Genomic DNA, 15,738 nt, shown 5'->3' on the forward strand with positions numbered 1-15,738 from the left:
TTGTTTAATATTATTAAGTCGTCTTCATAGATTTCCCCTTTGTTATCAATAATTGCTACTTGATGTTTATGTTTAGCTACATCAATCCCCACATAAATCATTAGAATTCCTTCCTTCGACTTTATTACGCTGTGCTTCAAGCCACGCACTCCTTGTCCTGTATCCTTGTACGAAATCAAACGTCTTGCGTTATCTAACTGATTAACAGATAAACAAAGAGCTGTGGTTAGATTCTCTAAAAACCAGTTACTAAAAAGTACTGTAGGCTGGGTTACTAATCCACAGCGTTGCTTTTAGTATAAACTAAAAAAGCACCAGAGGTAGCGAACCTCTAGTACTTAATATACAAGGCTGGGACACAATGAAAACTTTCCACGCTAAAGACGAATGATTACAAGGCAGGAAGTGCAGCATTTTACTTTTTCAACAGTCACATCCTATTCAGTCTTGGTGTAGCTTTCCTTCCATTCTGATGTTAGTTGCGTGCGATCATTTGCTCCGGCAGCATAGTGTTTACCATGGGCACGGCCTCAGCCTCCTCGGAAAGCAAAGACCTCTTCCTGCCGGGTCTTCGGCTCGTGCTGTTCCCATAGGAGTCTCCGAATGCTGCCTCCGCTCATGTTAGGGTGCTGATGGTTGAAAGAAAAGAACTTATAGAACGATATTCATTGAACTTGCTGTTACCTGATGAGAACACGCGATTCTAAGCTGGGAAAAATGCGGCACGCCTGGAGAACAGCGCGAGCAGAAGATCCACTTTGCCAAGTGTGTTTCTTGGCAACATTAGCTGTGGCTGTGCCCCGGAAAGGGCGTATTTTTCCGTAGCGACAATCATGCATTCACCAACAAAAGAATGGAAGCAAGCAAAACTAAGACCAAGTTACTTCTCCGTTTATCGATCATTCGCAACAAATTTTCAACAATACTCAAAAGGTAAATCCAAACCGTTCCAATCATAGTGGGATCATCGTTCGGATGTATCTTTGGCTTATATCCTTTTGTCTCAGCCTCACCTTCCTACGGTTAGTGCTGTTTTTTGACAAAACGTTTCTAAAAATTTGGAAATACCCGTAGATTCAAAAACAAACATCAAATCATCAGGAAGCGTTTGAATTTCATTCATTAGTTCTTGAAAACCAGATTGATTATGAATAATTTCCCCTTCAACCTTCAGATAGACAATTTTGGCCATCGTAAACAACCTTATAGCTCTTACCCATGGAGACATCTAAAGCCATTACTGTTCCCATTTCATTACCTATCCTCTTTGTTTGTATGAAAGATCTTCACTTATTCATTTCGATTCCAATTTCCTATACACGAGCTCTATGGCCCCAGCATACTTAAACCTGATTCAAAAATGAAAGTGAATTAAGCCTGGTTTTTTATTCAGATTCGCAATCCTCGAGACTTCGGTCGGGCTTTCTTTCACTTCTCACTATAGCTTAAAAAGAAAATAGTGGGTAATCTCACTCGTCGATGACATTACCCACTAATCTTAGTATGTTTTTTCTTTATCCTGCATCATCACGTTTAGTATGTCATTTTGTTGTGATCATGAAGACTTATTGATTCGTGATCCGAAATAGTTTAATATAGAAAGAAGATTAAGACAACCTTATAAGGAGGTTACACAATGAGCGATGAAGCAAAACGTGCATTGACCGCGGAAGACCTGAAACAAATCAGTGTTTACAGCGACCCGCATTTTACACCAGATGGAGGTGCTTATACGTTTGTATCGACTACCGCGAATGATGACAATGATTATGCATCACAATTGTTTGTTCACTCCTTAAATGAACAAGAACCAAGACAATGGACGTTTGAAAATGCTAAAAACAATCACCCGCGGTTCTCGCCGGATGGCAAACTAGTCGTTTTCCAATCGACCAGAAGCGGTGTTCCGCAACTTTGGCTATTACATACTGATGGCGGTGAAGCGAAACAGCTGACAACATTTAAACATGGTGCCGTAAACCCGGAATGGTCCAAAGAAGGTAAATATATCATTTTCAGCGCACCGTTGGAAAAAGATGATGACGTAACAAATCAGCACGAACTATCTGAAAACGAACGCCAAAAAGAGAAAGAAGAAAAAAACAAACAGCCGTTTATCGTTAATCGTTTGAAGTATAAATCAGACGCTAAAGGATTCCATGATGATAAACGTACACAAATCATCCGGTTTAATGTTGCTGCTGAAACGTTTGAACAGTTGACGTCTGCCGATACAGATCACCATTTTGAGGACATATCACCGGATGGGAAACAACTGCTGTTCAGTGCTAACCTAAGCACCAATGAAGATTACGAATTAAAAAACGATCTCTACCTTTTAAATCTTCCCACAAAAGAAACAATAACTTTAACCGATGGAAACGGTCAATACGGAAATGCTCGCTTTTCACCAAGCGGAGCAAAAATTGCCTGTTTCGGCCATGAATTTGCCTACCAGGGAGCCACGTTAAATGATTTATTTGTTTTTGACGCTGCAACAGGGGACAGACGACGCTTGAGCAGTGACTGGGACTTCCAATTAGGGGATGCCATGATTGGTGATACTAGAATGGGACTATCCGAAATAGGCCCTGTATGGAGTCATGACGAAAACCATTTATTTTTTGTTGGTACCGATTTCGGAGCAACCGGATTATACCAGTCTGATCTGAATGGGGAGCTGACTGTGCTGTACAACAATAACAACCACGTTTTCGGTTTTTCCTATAATGGAGAGACATTTATTCTTGGCATCAGCACGCCGACAAACCCTTGTAACTTCCATCGACTGGACAACAAAGGGCAAATAAACCAACTGACTGACGCTAACAGGAACTTTTTGGATGACGTAAAATTAAGTGAGCCTGAAACACTGACATTTCATACAGATGATGACTGGGCAATCCAGGGATGGCTACTGCGCCCATATGGGTTTGAAGAAGGCAAAAAATATCCGTTTGTCCTGGAAGTACACGGTGGACCGCACGCTATGTACGGTCAGACATTTTTCCATGAAATGCAGCTGCTTGCCGCCAAAGGCTACGTCGTGCTGTATACCAATCCAAGGGGGAGCCATGGATACGGTCAAACATTTGTAAACGCCTGCCGTGAAGATTATGGGGGAAAGGATTATTCCGACCTGATGCGTGCTGTTGATGGTATACTTGATGAATATAATTTTATCGACAAAGATCGACTTGGTATAACCGGCGGCAGTTATGGCGGCTTTATGACAAACTGGATTGTCAGCCATACAAACCGGTTTAAAGCAGCCGTAACCCAGCGCTGCATCAGCAATTGGCTCAGTTTTTACGGCGTGAGTGACATCGGCTATTTCTTCACCAAATGGGAACTTGGCAAAAATTTGCTGGAAGATCCAGCAAAACTGTGGGATTTCTCCCCACTCAAGTATGTCGAAAATATTGAAACACCTTTATTAATTGTGCACGGAGAAAAAGATTACCGCTGTCCGATCGAACAGGGTGAGCAAATGTTTGTGGCATTGAAGCATATGCGGAAAGAGGTTGAGTTCGTGCGCTTCCCTGATGCCAACCATGAATTAAGCCGGAGCGGAAAACCGGAAATGCGCATCGAGCGGTTAAACCATATTACCCGCTGGTTTGACGAATATCTTTGAACGAAGCGCCGTTTAAAACGGGGCTTCCTAAGAACACCGGAGACTTTTCTTGCCTATTGATGATAAAATGACATAAAAAAACGGACGCCCTCTTATAAAGAGAATCGTCCGTTTTTTTATTGCCAATCTGTATAATGAGCCAAAAACGTATTAAGCCTATCAATATATTTTTCTTTGGCGACCACAAATGGCTCCCCATGTCCGGCATTGTTCACTGTCATAAGATCAGCTTTACTTTTCGTATTTTCATATAATGTTTCCGACATGCTCGCAGGTACAAATGTATCGGCATTCCCGTGAATATACAAAATCGGAACATCTGCTTTTTTTACTTGTTCAAGAGCTGAAGCTTCTTTCAATGAATAGCCTGCCCTTAATTCTGTGACCATACTAGTGGACGGTAGGAACGGAAATGATGGCAAATGAAACATCCGATCCATCTGGTATGCAAACATATCATGAACGCTTGTATATGGACTATCAGCGATTACGGCTTTTACATTGTCCGGAAGTTCTTCGCCAGCAGTCATGAGCATTGTTGCGGCGCCCATTGAAATGCCATGCAAAATAATTTCAGTATCTTTTCCATATACTTTAATAATCCGGTCAATCCAGTCCACATAATCCTTGCGATCATGCCAGCCGAAGCCAATATAGTCACCGTCGCTTGCACCATGCCCTCGTGCATCAGCTGTAAAAATGTTGTAGCCCTTTTCCTCATAATAATATTGACCAAAAAGACCCATGTCCATCGCATTGCCAAGGTAGCCATGTGCCATCACAACAACTTTGTTGGATGGCTGTTCCGCCTCAAGAAAGTACCCTTTCAGTTTAATTCCATCATATGAAGTTATTGTCCATTCATCAAAGTCCTGTTCGTCAACCCATGTCCGCCAATTACCGTCAGTCAGAACTTCCATCGTTTCAGCAGATACTTCCAGATCCTCGTTCCCCTGCAAAAAATCCTTCTCATTGCGGTCAATTGCCAAATTATAAAAATAAAAACTTGCAATCATAACGATAATGAAGCCGACACTTACAATCCCAATAACAATCTTAAGCCATTTATTTCGTTTCACGCCTTTCCCCTTTCCAAAAAAACCTTCTATCTGTATTATACAAGATAATCTCGAAAATTTGGACAGTTTATCTAATAGTAATTGATGGAATTGCGGTCTGCTAACCGCTCAAAAACTAGTGTCTACCGTTCAAAAAAACGGACAGAAAACCTGCCCGCATTCCAATAATCATCTATCTTCGCAAAGGGCAAGACGGCTGCAGGAACAGTTAGCAGACTTATGAGAATATTTTACCATTTTACGAAAATGACAAGCTTTTCCAGTTTATATGTAGTATAATAAAAGAGACAGGTTATGCGAGTGTGCTTACGGTAAAGGAAGCAGGAAAGATTTTTCCTTGCTTGACGGCTTCAAATCCCTTAAATGAAAGGGGTTGACGTAAGTGATTCCAATTGACAAGACCCTTGAGTTGATGCTCATGTTTGGTACGCTTGTATTGTTAATTGCTGACTTTAACGAAAAAAAGTAATCCCCCTCCTTAGCACAATGAAGATTCCGGGTATTACTTTTTTTCAGTCCCTGATCGAAGCCGCCACACTCGAAAGTAACCGTCCTGGCCGCAAGTAGCCGCTTGCGGCCAGTTTACGGCCGTATTAAAAAACAGCCAATGTCAGTTTATTTATTTCGGGCAGCAAATATTCATTAAAATGAATTTTTAGTTTTTAGCTAACTGGAGCATGAGTTCCAACAGCACATTTAACATCATACTTTTGTCTTAACCAAATGATACCATTTCCGGGCGCGAAATTCATCAAATATAGTCTAAAATTTGCTTCCACTCTTCCAACTTCCCTTTAAAGCTCTTCGTATAACGTCCCGGTATTGGACTGGTTGATGGCAGCTTAATGACATCGACATTTTCTGTCCCAAAATGTCGCATAAACGTTTTGTATGACTTTGTTCCATTACAGGCGATTAACCGAATAGCAGGGTATTCCTGCAACAATCTGATGATATCATTCGGCTGTTCATCCACGATATTTTTGTCAAGACTTCCCTCTCGGCTGCATTTTCCGATGACATCCCACAAAGCAATTTGCCGGCTTTTGACAAAGGTTATTTTTTCATCATAGTGTTCGGGCGGCACTTGATTGAATAACCCAAAAATAATATGCCAAAAATGGTTGCGCGGATGACCATAGTATTCATTTTTGTCCAAAGATACGCTCCCTGGCATTGACCCCAGGATCAGCACCTTGGGCTGTTCTGGAAGTACGGGCGGAAATGAAAACAATTGTTGTTTCACTTGCAAAACCTCCATTGCTATATGACGTTTTTCTATCGAATAACCCCGAAAACATGATTGAAAGTATCAATAAATGGGAACAAATAACAGCAACGTACTTTTAGAAAGAAGGGTTAATGTGAAAGCAGTTGTCATTCATCAATATGGAGGCACCGATCAGCTTGTAGAAGAGGAAGTTCCCAATCCTGTTATAGCAGATGATCAAGTATTAGTCGAGCTTCATGCAACATCTGTTAACCCGATTGACTGGAAAGTGCGGGAAGGGTATTTGCAGGAAAGGCTCCCTTTTAAATTCCCCATCATTTTAGGATGGGATGCGGCAGGCGTTATTGTTGAAGTGGGGAATCATGTTTCCGGGTTCTCTGCTGGTGATAGAGTCTTTGCCAGACCAGATACAACCGAAAAGGGAACCTATGCGGAATACGCGGCTGTTGACGAAAATCTGCTAGCGATAATACCGGAAAAGATCTCATTTGAGGAGGCAGCCGCTGCACCGCTTACCGGCCTTACAGCGTGGCAATGCCTGGTGGACTTCTCAGATATAAAAGAAAATGACAAGGTATTAATACATGCCGGATCGGGTGGTGTTGGGAGCTTCGCCATCCAAATCGCGAAAAGTTTTAATGCTTATGTTGCTTCGACAGCCAGTGCCAAAAATGAAGCATTCCTGGAAGAATTGGGTGTGGATCGATTCATTGATTATCAAAAAGAGGATTTTGAGGACATTATGGACGATTATGACATCGTCCTTGATACCATGGGCGGCGACATCCAGAATAAAAGTTTTAATGTCCTGAAAAAGGGCGGAAAACTCGTCTCCATCGCTCAGCCGCCAAACGAAGAAATCGCTGCATCCAAAGGTGTTAAGGCGGGGTTTTTATGGCTGGAGCCGGATGGAAAACAATTAGCCAGACTTGGTGAATTAATGGAAAAAGGTGACGTAAAAGCATATATCGGTCATACTTTCCAGTTCAGCGAAGAAGGCATGCGTGAAGCCCATAAGCTAAGTGAAACACATCACGCAAAAGGAAAAATTGTTATTCACATGAAGTAGGGAATGTTGAAAAAACCTGTGATCCATACAGGTTTTTTCTTCGCTTACTTTAAGGCATACTAGACATCTAATTCACTCAATATCACCGTCCCTCTCTCTCAGATCCTCATCACCCAGCCGGTCAGTCCTCAATTGGCCAATAAAAAGTTTCAATGTCTGTAAGTTAATCCAATTCGTCCCCCACACATCATCATTAGCAAGCATTGTTCCCATCAGCCAGATTCTTCTGGCAGTAATGAACAGCGGAAGGCTTCTTACATCGTCTGCTGCCAGATCTCGTTCTGCCAAATACCCTTTCAAAAATGCATCCCAGCACGCTTCTTCCATATTTTTATAATTATTTTTCAAATTCCACCAGGATACTGCGATATCGTAGCCCCGATACCCAAACGCACAGCAGTCAAAATCAAACACTTCTATTTCGCCGTCATGGATATGCATGTTGTGGTTATGAAAATCTTCGTGGCAGAAGCCTTTTTCCAGATCAAGTTCTGCCAAATCAGCCTTAGTGTTCTCCACAACAATGTTTAATATCTCAACTGCGCCGGTTCCGAGATATCTTTCAATCACTGGTGAAATAAAAGCTGCCGGTTCATCCAGCAAATGTTCGGTGTCAAGTTCAAAACCCCGATCATACTTCACGGAAAATTCGGTTGTCAGTTTGTGCAGCCGGCCAAGCGTTGCACCGATCATTTCTGAATTGTCCGCATTAATTTGCGGGCGCTTCCCTTCCGAATACGAAAACAGCACACCATAACGCAAACCTTCAGGTGCATCTATCTCATTCAAAAACAGTCCATCCTTCTTTCTAACCGGATATGACGCGGCAAATCCTCGATCATACAGACGAACCAGGGTATCCAATTCAAACAAAATCTTTTGTTTATCGCGCCAGCCGGACCGGTAAAGCCTGAAAATATATCTGTGTTCATCATCTGTTATGAAGTATGTATCATTCAGACTGCGTGCCAAAAGATCACATTGAATAAAGTCGCCCAAATCATATTCCGCTGTCATCTGTTTGATTGTTTCCGTATCAACTAGTGAATGTTTGAAGTTTATTTGCAGCATATAAAGCCTCCAGCAGTAAAGCTTGTCTTGCCATTCTTTAAATGGGTCAATCGTTCTTCTTACGTTAAAAACATTACCATATATTCTTCATCATAGTAAATATCACCTAATTTCACCGCCCGCTTATGAATGCCAAACGGAACAAAACCCAGCGCATAGTAAAGACTCTTAGCCGTATTACTTTTGACAATGACAGATAAACAAATCTGCTCAACGCCTTCAAGAGACCTGGCATGATCAACAGCCGTCCGTATTAACTTTTTTCCCGTCCCAAAGCCCCTTCTGTACGATGTAACATAAAGCGCGCTAATGTTTGTCCGGTGTTCAGCTTTTTTGGCTGTTTCCCGGGCGAGCGTCACGACACCGATCAATTCATTTGCTGCAAATGCGCCAAAGGTAAATACATTGTCGGACTGAAATGTAACCTTATACTTATCGAGCGAATTGTCCTGCACTTCATCATAACTGGATGAAAAAGCTTCAGGACTGTTAAGCAGCGCCTCCAGTCGTATCTTCTTGTATGTCTCGGCATCCTCTGGTTCCAGCAAGCGTATATCGATCTTCATCATCCCCCGTTTCATCTTTTGGCTGGTTAAAAATGTACTTGCAATGAATATATGAATACCGCGACCGATTTCATGAATTATATCACGTAAAAACTGCTATTCCCTGCAGAGAACAGCAGCCTTATTTGATGGCAATGATTATTTTTTCTCGTAAGTCCCAAATTCTTCACCGTAAAAACGATTGTAACGTCCCTTAAACTTTTGGAACAAATAAACGACAATCACCTTCAAAATCGCATATCCCGGAATACCGAGGATAACACCGACAACACCGAACAAATTTCCCGCAACCAGCAATACAATAATGATGGTAAGCGGATGGACCTGCATAGTCTTTCCCATGACATTCGGCGAGACAAAATTTCCTTCCAAAAACTGTACCGCTGCCCAGACAATCCCCAATTTCAACAGCATCACAGGAGAATTAACAATGGCAATAATAATCGCCGGTGTTATGGCGATCATCGGGCCCAGATATGGCACAACACTAGTGATCGCAGCCACAATCGCCAGTGTGATGGCATAATCCAGACCAATGATTAAATAACCGATGTACAGCATCATGCCAATACACGTCGCTACAATAATCTGTCCCTGAATATAGGAGCCGACCTGTACATCCATATTATGAAGGATTTGATTCATTTCACCTCTGTATTTGGGCGGTAATAATTTCAGACAAAACCGTTTAAAGCGCTCTCCGTCCTTTAACAGAAAAAATAATATAATTGGAAATGTGATAATGACAACCAACGCACTGGTAATCGTGCTGGCAACATTTTGGACACCTTCCACGGCACCACCCAAATGTTCGGTCACTCTGCTGGTCAAATCACTCAAATTCGAGGTGAACCAGACATACCCCTGTTCATAATAAGGCGCGAGAAACGAGTTCTGGATCCAATGATCAATCCCTTCTCCCATCTGTTGCAAATAAATCGGAAATCTGGATGCCAAATCCTTTATCTGCGACTCAATCGCCGGTGCCGTCAGTAATATCAGTCCTGTAAGCAGCCCGCTAATGCCCAGAATAATAATGATAATACCCCAAATGCGATTAATATGTACACGTTCCAATAAATCGACAATCGGATTCAATAAATAGAATGCAATAAAAGCCAGAATGACCGGCGGCAATACGGTTGAAATGATAGTCAGAACCGGCGTAAAGATGAACGATATTTTTGTATAAATAAAAATCGTAATGCCGATCAAAATTAACAGGATCAGACCGTAAAATAAATCACGTCCGCCAATAAATTTCATAAACCGGGTTGGTGTTTTCATAACATGTCACTCCTTGATAATCAAATTATAGACGATATTGCGAAAAATTTCCATAATTGATGTGGCATGACATGGGAACTGGCTTTACCTGCTATTCCCACTCCAGAAATTCCAGCCGATTTCCGAATGGATCTGAGAGATAAAAACGATTCGCCCCGGGCAGCTGGTCATCCTCTCTGTAGTCAACACTTTTCCCGGCCAAATACGTCTTTATCATCTCAATGTTTTTCACGCTGAAAGCAGGGTGTGCCTTTTTAGCAGGAACAAATGCATCTTCCACCCCGATATGCACATGAACATTTCCCGACTGAAACCAAACACCGCCATTCTTCATTAACTGCTCCGGCTTTTCAATTTCTGCAAAACCCAATAAATCTCGGTAAAATTCACGTGCCTGATCTTCGCTGCCCACTGGTGCCGCCAGTTGGACATGATCAATTCGTTCATAACTAAAAAACATCATCATCACTCCCTCTATTCCATCATAGCTTTAAAATTCCAAAAAGAATAATCGTTATTTTGAATTGCGGCCGTAAACTTTTGCTTATCACTTGATCGAATCAACAATCTAATTAATCTTTTAAATACAAAATAAAAACCAGCTTCCAAATGGAAACTGGTTTATCACTTAAGTGGTAGACAGCCACAATTGCCGTATTTTTTAAATAAAAAGTTTTAAAACCACCACTTCACCAAGTGGGTGTTTGCAGGAACTTTCCTGTCTTCCACGCTTAAGGAGGCACGACATTTCAGTTCCGATATAAAACTCCCTATTCATCTGTTAGAGGTTAAAACTTATTTAAATACGAACAACGCAGCCTGTATTTATATAATAAATCTTTATGACACTAAAATCAATGGGAATTTTAACCTGATTTCAGAAAAGCAACGCGTAAATTTCTCTCAATTGTTTGACCCTCACATCATCTTCGGCGTTTCTGGCATAATTCAATTCCTGCTCAACGACCGAATCCAGATACTCGATCTCCTCTTGGTCCAGGCTTTTCACAAATTCTTCTTCATTTCTAAAATCATTTGTCTGAAGTTTATCCTCAATTTGTTTCGTCATATCGTTGTCACGATGGTTAACCAGTGACTCACGCAAATAGTTCAATGTAGAATCGATGGTTCTCACCCTTATTCGTTAGTTAAACGCTATAGCGTTCAAATTTTGGTATTTTTCTTTTTAGCCCGCTGTTCAAGCTGACTGTCAGGCTGCTGATCGGCCTCATCCTCACTCATCCCTTGTTTATTAACACTCGTTTTGACCTGACGCTTGCTTCGGTTATCCCTTTTCTCAGCCATAAAAACACCTCCAAAATATAGTATTTTCAATATCAAGTGTCTTATGCTGAAACTGCGGCGATTCTCACAAAACCAAAACCCATGGATATTACTGCCGTATGATTAAAGATTTTTACCCCCTTCATTCGACGTTTATTACGGAATATTTGACGTTTTTTCCGCCGAAATTCGGTATTCTTCTTTAAACTTATTAATCCCCCAACTTTTCATACCGACTACGCAAAGAACGTTTTAAAACTTTACCACTCGGATTTTTAGGCAGTTCGTCAGTAAATTCCACATGTTTTGGAACTTTGAATGTTGCCAGCCGCTCTCGGCAGAACGCCACAACGGCCTCTTTCGTCAGTTCCGTCCCCTCTTTCCGCACGATGATGGCCGTCACTGCTTCAATCCAATAGGCATCGGGAATGCCGATGGCAGCCACTTCCGAAACAGCATCCATTTGGTAAATTGTTTCCTCAACTTCGCGGCTGGATACATTGACTCCGCCTGTGTTGATCATGTCTTTTTTGCGGTCGATAATTGTAATATAGCCTTCCTCGTCCATCACACCTAAATCACCGCTGTGAAACCAGCCGTTTTTGAACACTTCAGCCGTTTTATCCGGATCATGCAAATAGCCTTTCATCGTATGCGGGGTTCGGTGAACAATCTCTCCCACTTCTCCGCGCGGCACCTGATCCCCATCCTCATCCACAATTTTTGTCTGCACATTCAGCGTCGGCACACCGGCAGAACCTAGTTTGCGCAGCTGATCTTCAGGCTGCAATGCTGTTGCTAGCGGTGCCACTTCAGTTTGTCCATAAAAATTCCAGAATTGCGCTTTCGGCAATCGTTCTGCAAGTTCCTTTAAAATTTCCCGTGGCATGATCGCCGCTCCATAATAGCATTTTTGCAATGTTGATAAATCCCGCTCGTCAAACTCCGGGTTTCTCAATAGGGCAATCCAGACAGTGGGCGGGGCAAATAATTGAGTCGCACCTTCTTCCTCAATTGTTTTTAAAATGACTTCCGGGCTTGCAGCGCCTAAAATTACCCCGCTTGCCCCAACATAGATGCTCGGCCCCAAAAAGACATGCAGCTGTGCGCTATGGTAAAGCGGCAAGGCGTGAACGAGCACATCCCCTGCTGCCATCTGCCCATCAACAATACAACTGACATATTCACTGACAAGGCTCTTATGGGAAAGCATAACGCCTTTTGGCCGTGATTCCGTTCCACTCGTATACAGCACATGGGCAAGATCATCATCGTCAATATTCGCATCAACAAAGTCAACCGGCTGTCCTTCACGCACTTCAGACAAGGACACCCACTGAGCGAGATCACCATCATACATACCTAGCGTGTCCATTAAATAGCGCTGACTGATACTAAGGCTCTCAGCCGACTTATCCAATACCGGTGCATATTCCTCGGAAGCGATTAATGCACTGACCTCCGCATGTTCCAAAATGTACTGCACATCCTCAGCCGACAGCATATAATTAATTGGTATCATCACCGCACCTATTCGCGCCAGAGCAAAGTTGACGACAACAAAATCCAGACTGTTCCTGGACATCACCGTTACCATGTCGCCTTTTTTCATGCCGTCATCGAGAAATGCACGTGCAGTCTGGTTTACCATTTCATCCAATTCCACATAATTTAACCGCTGTCCGTTGTATGCAACCGCAAATTTCTCAGGCATCCGATCCCGTGTCCGCACCAATAAATCGCTAAGCGTATTCCGCCGTGCCCTGTCCAACATCCTGCCAAGCCCACCCGTTACATTTGTTTTCATGCTCATCATTCCACTCCTCAACTGATTTTTCGATGACTTATATGCTGAATATTCCTTGTTTTAGTTTAATTCAGATATCTAATTGAAACAAGCATGAAAAATATCTTCTTTTACCGGAAAATAGCTGAAATATTTGTTATTTGTCGAAAATGGCTGATGGTCCTCCCATCCGCCTGAAAAACTCCCCCTCAATAATTAAATCAGGGAGTATATTTTGGAACATAGCAATAATCCCCATAATTCCCGCGATGTCTCCGGGGTTATAAATCTGAGATAAATAATCGGTATTTATGGTAACCGGGAAAGGCATTCGTTCATGAACCAGTTCAATGGACCTTTGTTTAAGATCAGCACCAAGTAAATGATATTCATCCGATCCGACATATTGTTTCAAGCTCTCCCAGCTTCTCGCCAAAAACATGGGGTAATGAGCAAGTGCACGATAATCACTCGCAGCATCATATGCACGATGTTTTTTGGTGATATCCAAGAGTAAGCTTTGTACATCAGGAGCTGTCCGACATATATCCACTAGGCGAATATCTTCCAATCCCTGAAAAACGCCTGGAGCAATATATCCATCACAACGTTGGGTACCTTGTATTGGCCGATTGCCTAAACTTTCCGCCCATGCGCTGGCAATCAATAATAACTTTGGATTGACATAGTTAAATGTGATAATCACGCTTTTTATTTGCTCAATGGTTTGTAAGTCGTAAATTGCCCCCCAATTTATATCAGGAGCTTTTACGCTAATATCAGGATACCTGAGGTTTTCAGCAGCATTTTCCATGTCCACTGTCAGCATATTTGAACGAACTTGAGTCCAGGCTGTGCCTAAAAATGTTTCATATAAAGCCAATGTTCTAAACATAAAATTGACAATTGGTACCTTTAAGATCGTCTGAATATCCCGATATATGCCACCCAAATTACCTTTTGCTTCTTTCTCGTAAATTTCCGGAATGCCATAATCCGTATCTTGCATAATGGAACCTCCCAGCATAATACCTTCTATAAACTTATTCTATGTTCACCGCTAATTGTTGAGACTAACGTACAAAATTTAACAATAAAAACAGGCCACCCCCTTAGGATGCCCTGATGTCAAGCACTCATTTTCACATTACTTACAAATGTTGTTCCGGGAACGTATGCTTTCACTGTCCCATTCTACCTGTCAAACACAACCCGTGTGCTGCCGAACATGTCATGTACGCCCTGTTTTTGATCACCAAACGCTACAAACAAATACAACAGATTTGTAAACCAGAATACACGATGGATGAATCGTCCAACCACTTCACGGAAGATCAAATCACTCCATTCCAGTGGCCCCCGGTCTTCCCGGACAACCCGCAAACCGAAAATCATTTTGCCCAGTGTCTTCCCGTAAAATTTCGTCATGAGCAGAAAGTACAGATACAATACAACCACTCCCACGATTCCGGTCACCGTCCAAAACCCGATATCAATCGGGTTTCCATCATTCACAAATTTAAACGGGCTCAGCAGGATGCCGTTAATACTGAATACAATCACCAAATCAACCAGATACGCCCAGAGGCGCATCCAAAATCCAGCATATCGTTGTTCGTCGACTCCAGCAGTTTCGGTATATGTTTCCTGACTTTCATTCATAACGGCACCTCCTTATTTCGAATATAAATACATGGCACGCGGTCCATCCGATTGCTGCAGAAGCTCCTGAATCGCCATCAAATTTGCTTCCTCACTGCCGAACATACTTTGCACCGTTCCGCCGAGAAAACTATTCCATTCAAAGGCAGATTTGTACTCAACCACCTGTGCATTAGGCCATTCAAAATCTTCCCGCATCATAGTAGCCGTATCTTGCAATGAACCCAAATCGTCAACCAGACCATTGTCAGCCGCCTGCTTTCCGGTGTAGACCCGGCCATCGCCAAGGTTACGTACTTCTGATTCCGGCATATCCCGGCCATCAACAATTACTTGTACGAAATCAGCATACATATCATCAACCATGGTTTGCAGAATATCATGCTCCTCGTCAGTCATTTCCCGAGACTGCGACATAATATCCTTAAACTCACCGCTTTTAATCGTGTTGAAATCAACCCCGATATTTTCAGCAAGCTCGGCAAAATTGAAGCTTTGCATGATGACACCGATTGACCCGGTCAATGTAGCCGGATGTGCAACAATTTTATCGGCAGGCGCAGATATATAGTAGCCGCCTGAAGCCGCTGTATTCCCCATCGAAACATAAACAGGTTTGTTGTGCTCCTCTTGAACCTCAACGATCTTATCATGAATTTCAGCACTTTCCACAACACCTCCGCCAGGTGTATTCACGCGTAAAATGATCCCGTCTACAGTCGGATCATCACCGACATGCTCCATTTTTTTCAAAAATCGCTCATGATTATAGCCGCCTGAATTCAGGAGGGAAGATGTGGAAATATCCTGAATAACCCCGTCGAGCTCAAGCACTGCAATTTTATTCCCGGTGCCTTCCTCAATTACTTCTTCTTGATATTGCTGCTGGGGTATATCAAACATTGCCTCCAAATCAGAAGAAAAAAGCGTGCTTATAAATCTGAAACCGATGGAAAACGCAAATAACACGACCGCGATTCCCAGTGCGATCCAACGTTTCTTATTCAATTCAATATCCTCCATTCTGTCTGTTTGTGTCATATGTATACAACAATGATACTACATT

General features: G+C 42.3%; 15 protein-coding genes and 1 other RNA gene. 2 read left to right on the forward strand and 14 right to left on the reverse strand.

All coding sequences use genetic code 11. The annotated features are described in order from the left end of the window. Positions 1-1,009 precede the first annotated feature (1,009 nt). Positions 1,010-1,192, reverse strand: coding sequence for a hypothetical protein (locus BM195_RS12335; protein WP_090238640.1), 183 nt, complete (start codon positions 1,190-1,192; stop codon positions 1,010-1,012). 444 nt (positions 1,193-1,636) lie between these two features. Between BM195_RS12335 and BM195_RS12340 the strand changes: the two genes are divergently transcribed. Next, entirely contained in the window at positions 1,637-3,637 is a 2,001-nt protein-coding gene (locus tag BM195_RS12340) for a S9 family peptidase (RefSeq protein WP_090238643.1), read from the forward strand. Positions 3,638-3,753: 116 nt separating this feature from the next. Here BM195_RS12340 and BM195_RS12345 read toward each other — a convergent pair whose 3' ends face one another. Both BM195_RS12345 and BM195_RS12350 read right to left on the reverse strand, forming a co-directional pair. After that, positions 3,754-4,716 carry an alpha/beta hydrolase gene (locus tag BM195_RS12345; protein ID WP_090238646.1) on the reverse strand — a complete coding sequence of 321 codons (963 nt, stop codon included), beginning with the start codon at positions 4,714-4,716 and terminating at the stop codon, positions 3,754-3,756. Positions 4,717-5,467: 751 nt separating this feature from the next. Then, positions 5,468-5,962 carry a DNA-deoxyinosine glycosylase gene (locus tag BM195_RS12350; protein ID WP_090238649.1) on the reverse strand — a complete coding sequence of 165 codons (495 nt, stop codon included), beginning with the start codon at positions 5,960-5,962 and terminating at the stop codon, positions 5,468-5,470. Between the two features lie 118 nt (positions 5,963-6,080). Between BM195_RS12350 and BM195_RS12355 the strand changes: the two genes are divergently transcribed. Next, a complete protein-coding gene (locus tag BM195_RS12355) occupies positions 6,081-7,016 on the forward strand; it encodes an NADP-dependent oxidoreductase (RefSeq protein ID WP_090238652.1) in 936 nt (311 codons plus the stop codon). Between the two features lie 72 nt (positions 7,017-7,088). On the opposite strand, the gene BM195_RS12360 is transcribed toward BM195_RS12355, so the two are convergent. The 11 genes from BM195_RS12360 to sppA form a co-directional block, all read right to left on the reverse strand. After that, the gene (locus tag BM195_RS12360) at positions 7,089-8,087 is read right to left on the reverse strand and encodes a phosphotransferase enzyme family protein (protein WP_090238655.1); all 999 of its coding nucleotides are present in this window, start codon (positions 8,085-8,087) and stop codon (positions 7,089-7,091) included. 59 nt (positions 8,088-8,146) lie between these two features. Continuing rightward, positions 8,147-8,653: a GNAT family N-acetyltransferase gene (locus BM195_RS12365; RefSeq protein WP_244535758.1), complete on the reverse strand. Its 507-nt coding sequence runs from the start codon at positions 8,651-8,653 to the stop codon at positions 8,147-8,149. A gap of 138 nt (positions 8,654-8,791) precedes the next feature. Then, positions 8,792-9,940, reverse strand: coding sequence for an AI-2E family transporter (locus tag BM195_RS12370; protein WP_090238658.1), 1,149 nt, complete (start codon positions 9,938-9,940; stop codon positions 8,792-8,794). A 91-nt stretch (positions 9,941-10,031) separates the two neighbouring features. Continuing rightward, positions 10,032-10,400 (reverse strand): VOC family protein, encoded by a 369-nt coding sequence (locus tag BM195_RS12375; RefSeq protein WP_090238661.1) that lies wholly within the window; start codon positions 10,398-10,400, stop codon positions 10,032-10,034. Positions 10,401-10,577: 177 nt separating this feature from the next. Further along, a non-coding RNA gene (ssrS, locus tag BM195_RS12380) (6S RNA) lies at positions 10,578-10,764 on the reverse strand. A 53-nt stretch (positions 10,765-10,817) separates the two neighbouring features. After that, on the reverse strand, positions 10,818-11,075 hold the full coding sequence (locus BM195_RS12385; protein ID WP_244535759.1) for a sporulation protein: 258 nt from the start codon (positions 11,073-11,075) through the stop codon (positions 10,818-10,820). A 29-nt stretch (positions 11,076-11,104) separates the two neighbouring features. Further along, a complete protein-coding gene (locus BM195_RS18110; protein ID WP_139224002.1) occupies positions 11,105-11,245 on the reverse strand; it encodes a small, acid-soluble spore protein L in 141 nt (46 codons plus the stop codon). 190 nt (positions 11,246-11,435) lie between these two features. Next, the gene (locus BM195_RS12390; protein WP_170848261.1) at positions 11,436-13,031 is read right to left on the reverse strand and encodes a fatty acyl-CoA synthetase; all 1,596 of its coding nucleotides are present in this window, start codon (positions 13,029-13,031) and stop codon (positions 11,436-11,438) included. A 136-nt stretch (positions 13,032-13,167) separates the two neighbouring features. Then, positions 13,168-14,019: a halocarboxylic acid dehydrogenase DehI family protein gene (locus BM195_RS12395; protein WP_090238667.1), complete on the reverse strand. Its 852-nt coding sequence runs from the start codon at positions 14,017-14,019 to the stop codon at positions 13,168-13,170. A gap of 185 nt (positions 14,020-14,204) precedes the next feature. After that, positions 14,205-14,672 (reverse strand): RDD family protein, encoded by a 468-nt coding sequence (locus BM195_RS12400; RefSeq protein WP_090238669.1) that lies wholly within the window; start codon positions 14,670-14,672, stop codon positions 14,205-14,207. A 12-nt stretch (positions 14,673-14,684) separates the two neighbouring features. Then, a complete protein-coding gene (sppA, locus tag BM195_RS12405; protein WP_090238672.1) occupies positions 14,685-15,680 on the reverse strand; it encodes a signal peptide peptidase SppA in 996 nt (331 codons plus the stop codon). Between the last annotated feature and the right edge of the window lie 58 nt (positions 15,681-15,738).

The sequence above is a fragment of the Lentibacillus halodurans genome, assembly GCF_900112045.1.
Lineage (GTDB): Bacteria > Bacillota > Bacilli > Bacillales > Amphibacillaceae > Lentibacillus > Lentibacillus halodurans.

Bases quoted from the DNA above. Each gene is read 5' to 3' on its own strand.
- BM195_RS12335 (WP_090238640.1), bottom strand. From the start codon at position 1,192: ATGGCCAAAATTGTCTATCTGAAGGTTGAAGGGGAAATTATTCATAAT.
- BM195_RS12390 (WP_170848261.1), bottom strand. From the start codon at position 13,031: ATGAAAACAAATGTAACGGGTGGGCTTGGCAGGATGTTGGACAGGGCA.
- BM195_RS12360 (WP_090238655.1), bottom strand. From the start codon at position 8,087: ATGCTGCAAATAAACTTCAAACATTCACTAGTTGATACGGAAACAATC.
- BM195_RS18110 (WP_139224002.1), bottom strand. From the start codon at position 11,245: ATGGCTGAGAAAAGGGATAACCGAAGCAAGCGTCAGGTCAAAACGAGT.
- BM195_RS12365 (WP_244535758.1), bottom strand. From the start codon at position 8,653: ATGAAGATCGATATACGCTTGCTGGAACCAGAGGATGCCGAGACATAC.
- BM195_RS12370 (WP_090238658.1), bottom strand. From the start codon at position 9,940: ATGAAAACACCAACCCGGTTTATGAAATTTATTGGCGGACGTGATTTA.
- BM195_RS12395 (WP_090238667.1), bottom strand. From the start codon at position 14,019: ATGCAAGATACGGATTATGGCATTCCGGAAATTTACGAGAAAGAAGCA.
- BM195_RS12375 (WP_090238661.1), bottom strand. From the start codon at position 10,400: ATGTTTTTTAGTTATGAACGAATTGATCATGTCCAACTGGCGGCACCA.
- BM195_RS12340 (WP_090238643.1), top strand. From the start codon at position 1,637: ATGAGCGATGAAGCAAAACGTGCATTGACCGCGGAAGACCTGAAACAA.
- BM195_RS12400 (WP_090238669.1), bottom strand. From the start codon at position 14,672: ATGAATGAAAGTCAGGAAACATATACCGAAACTGCTGGAGTCGACGAA.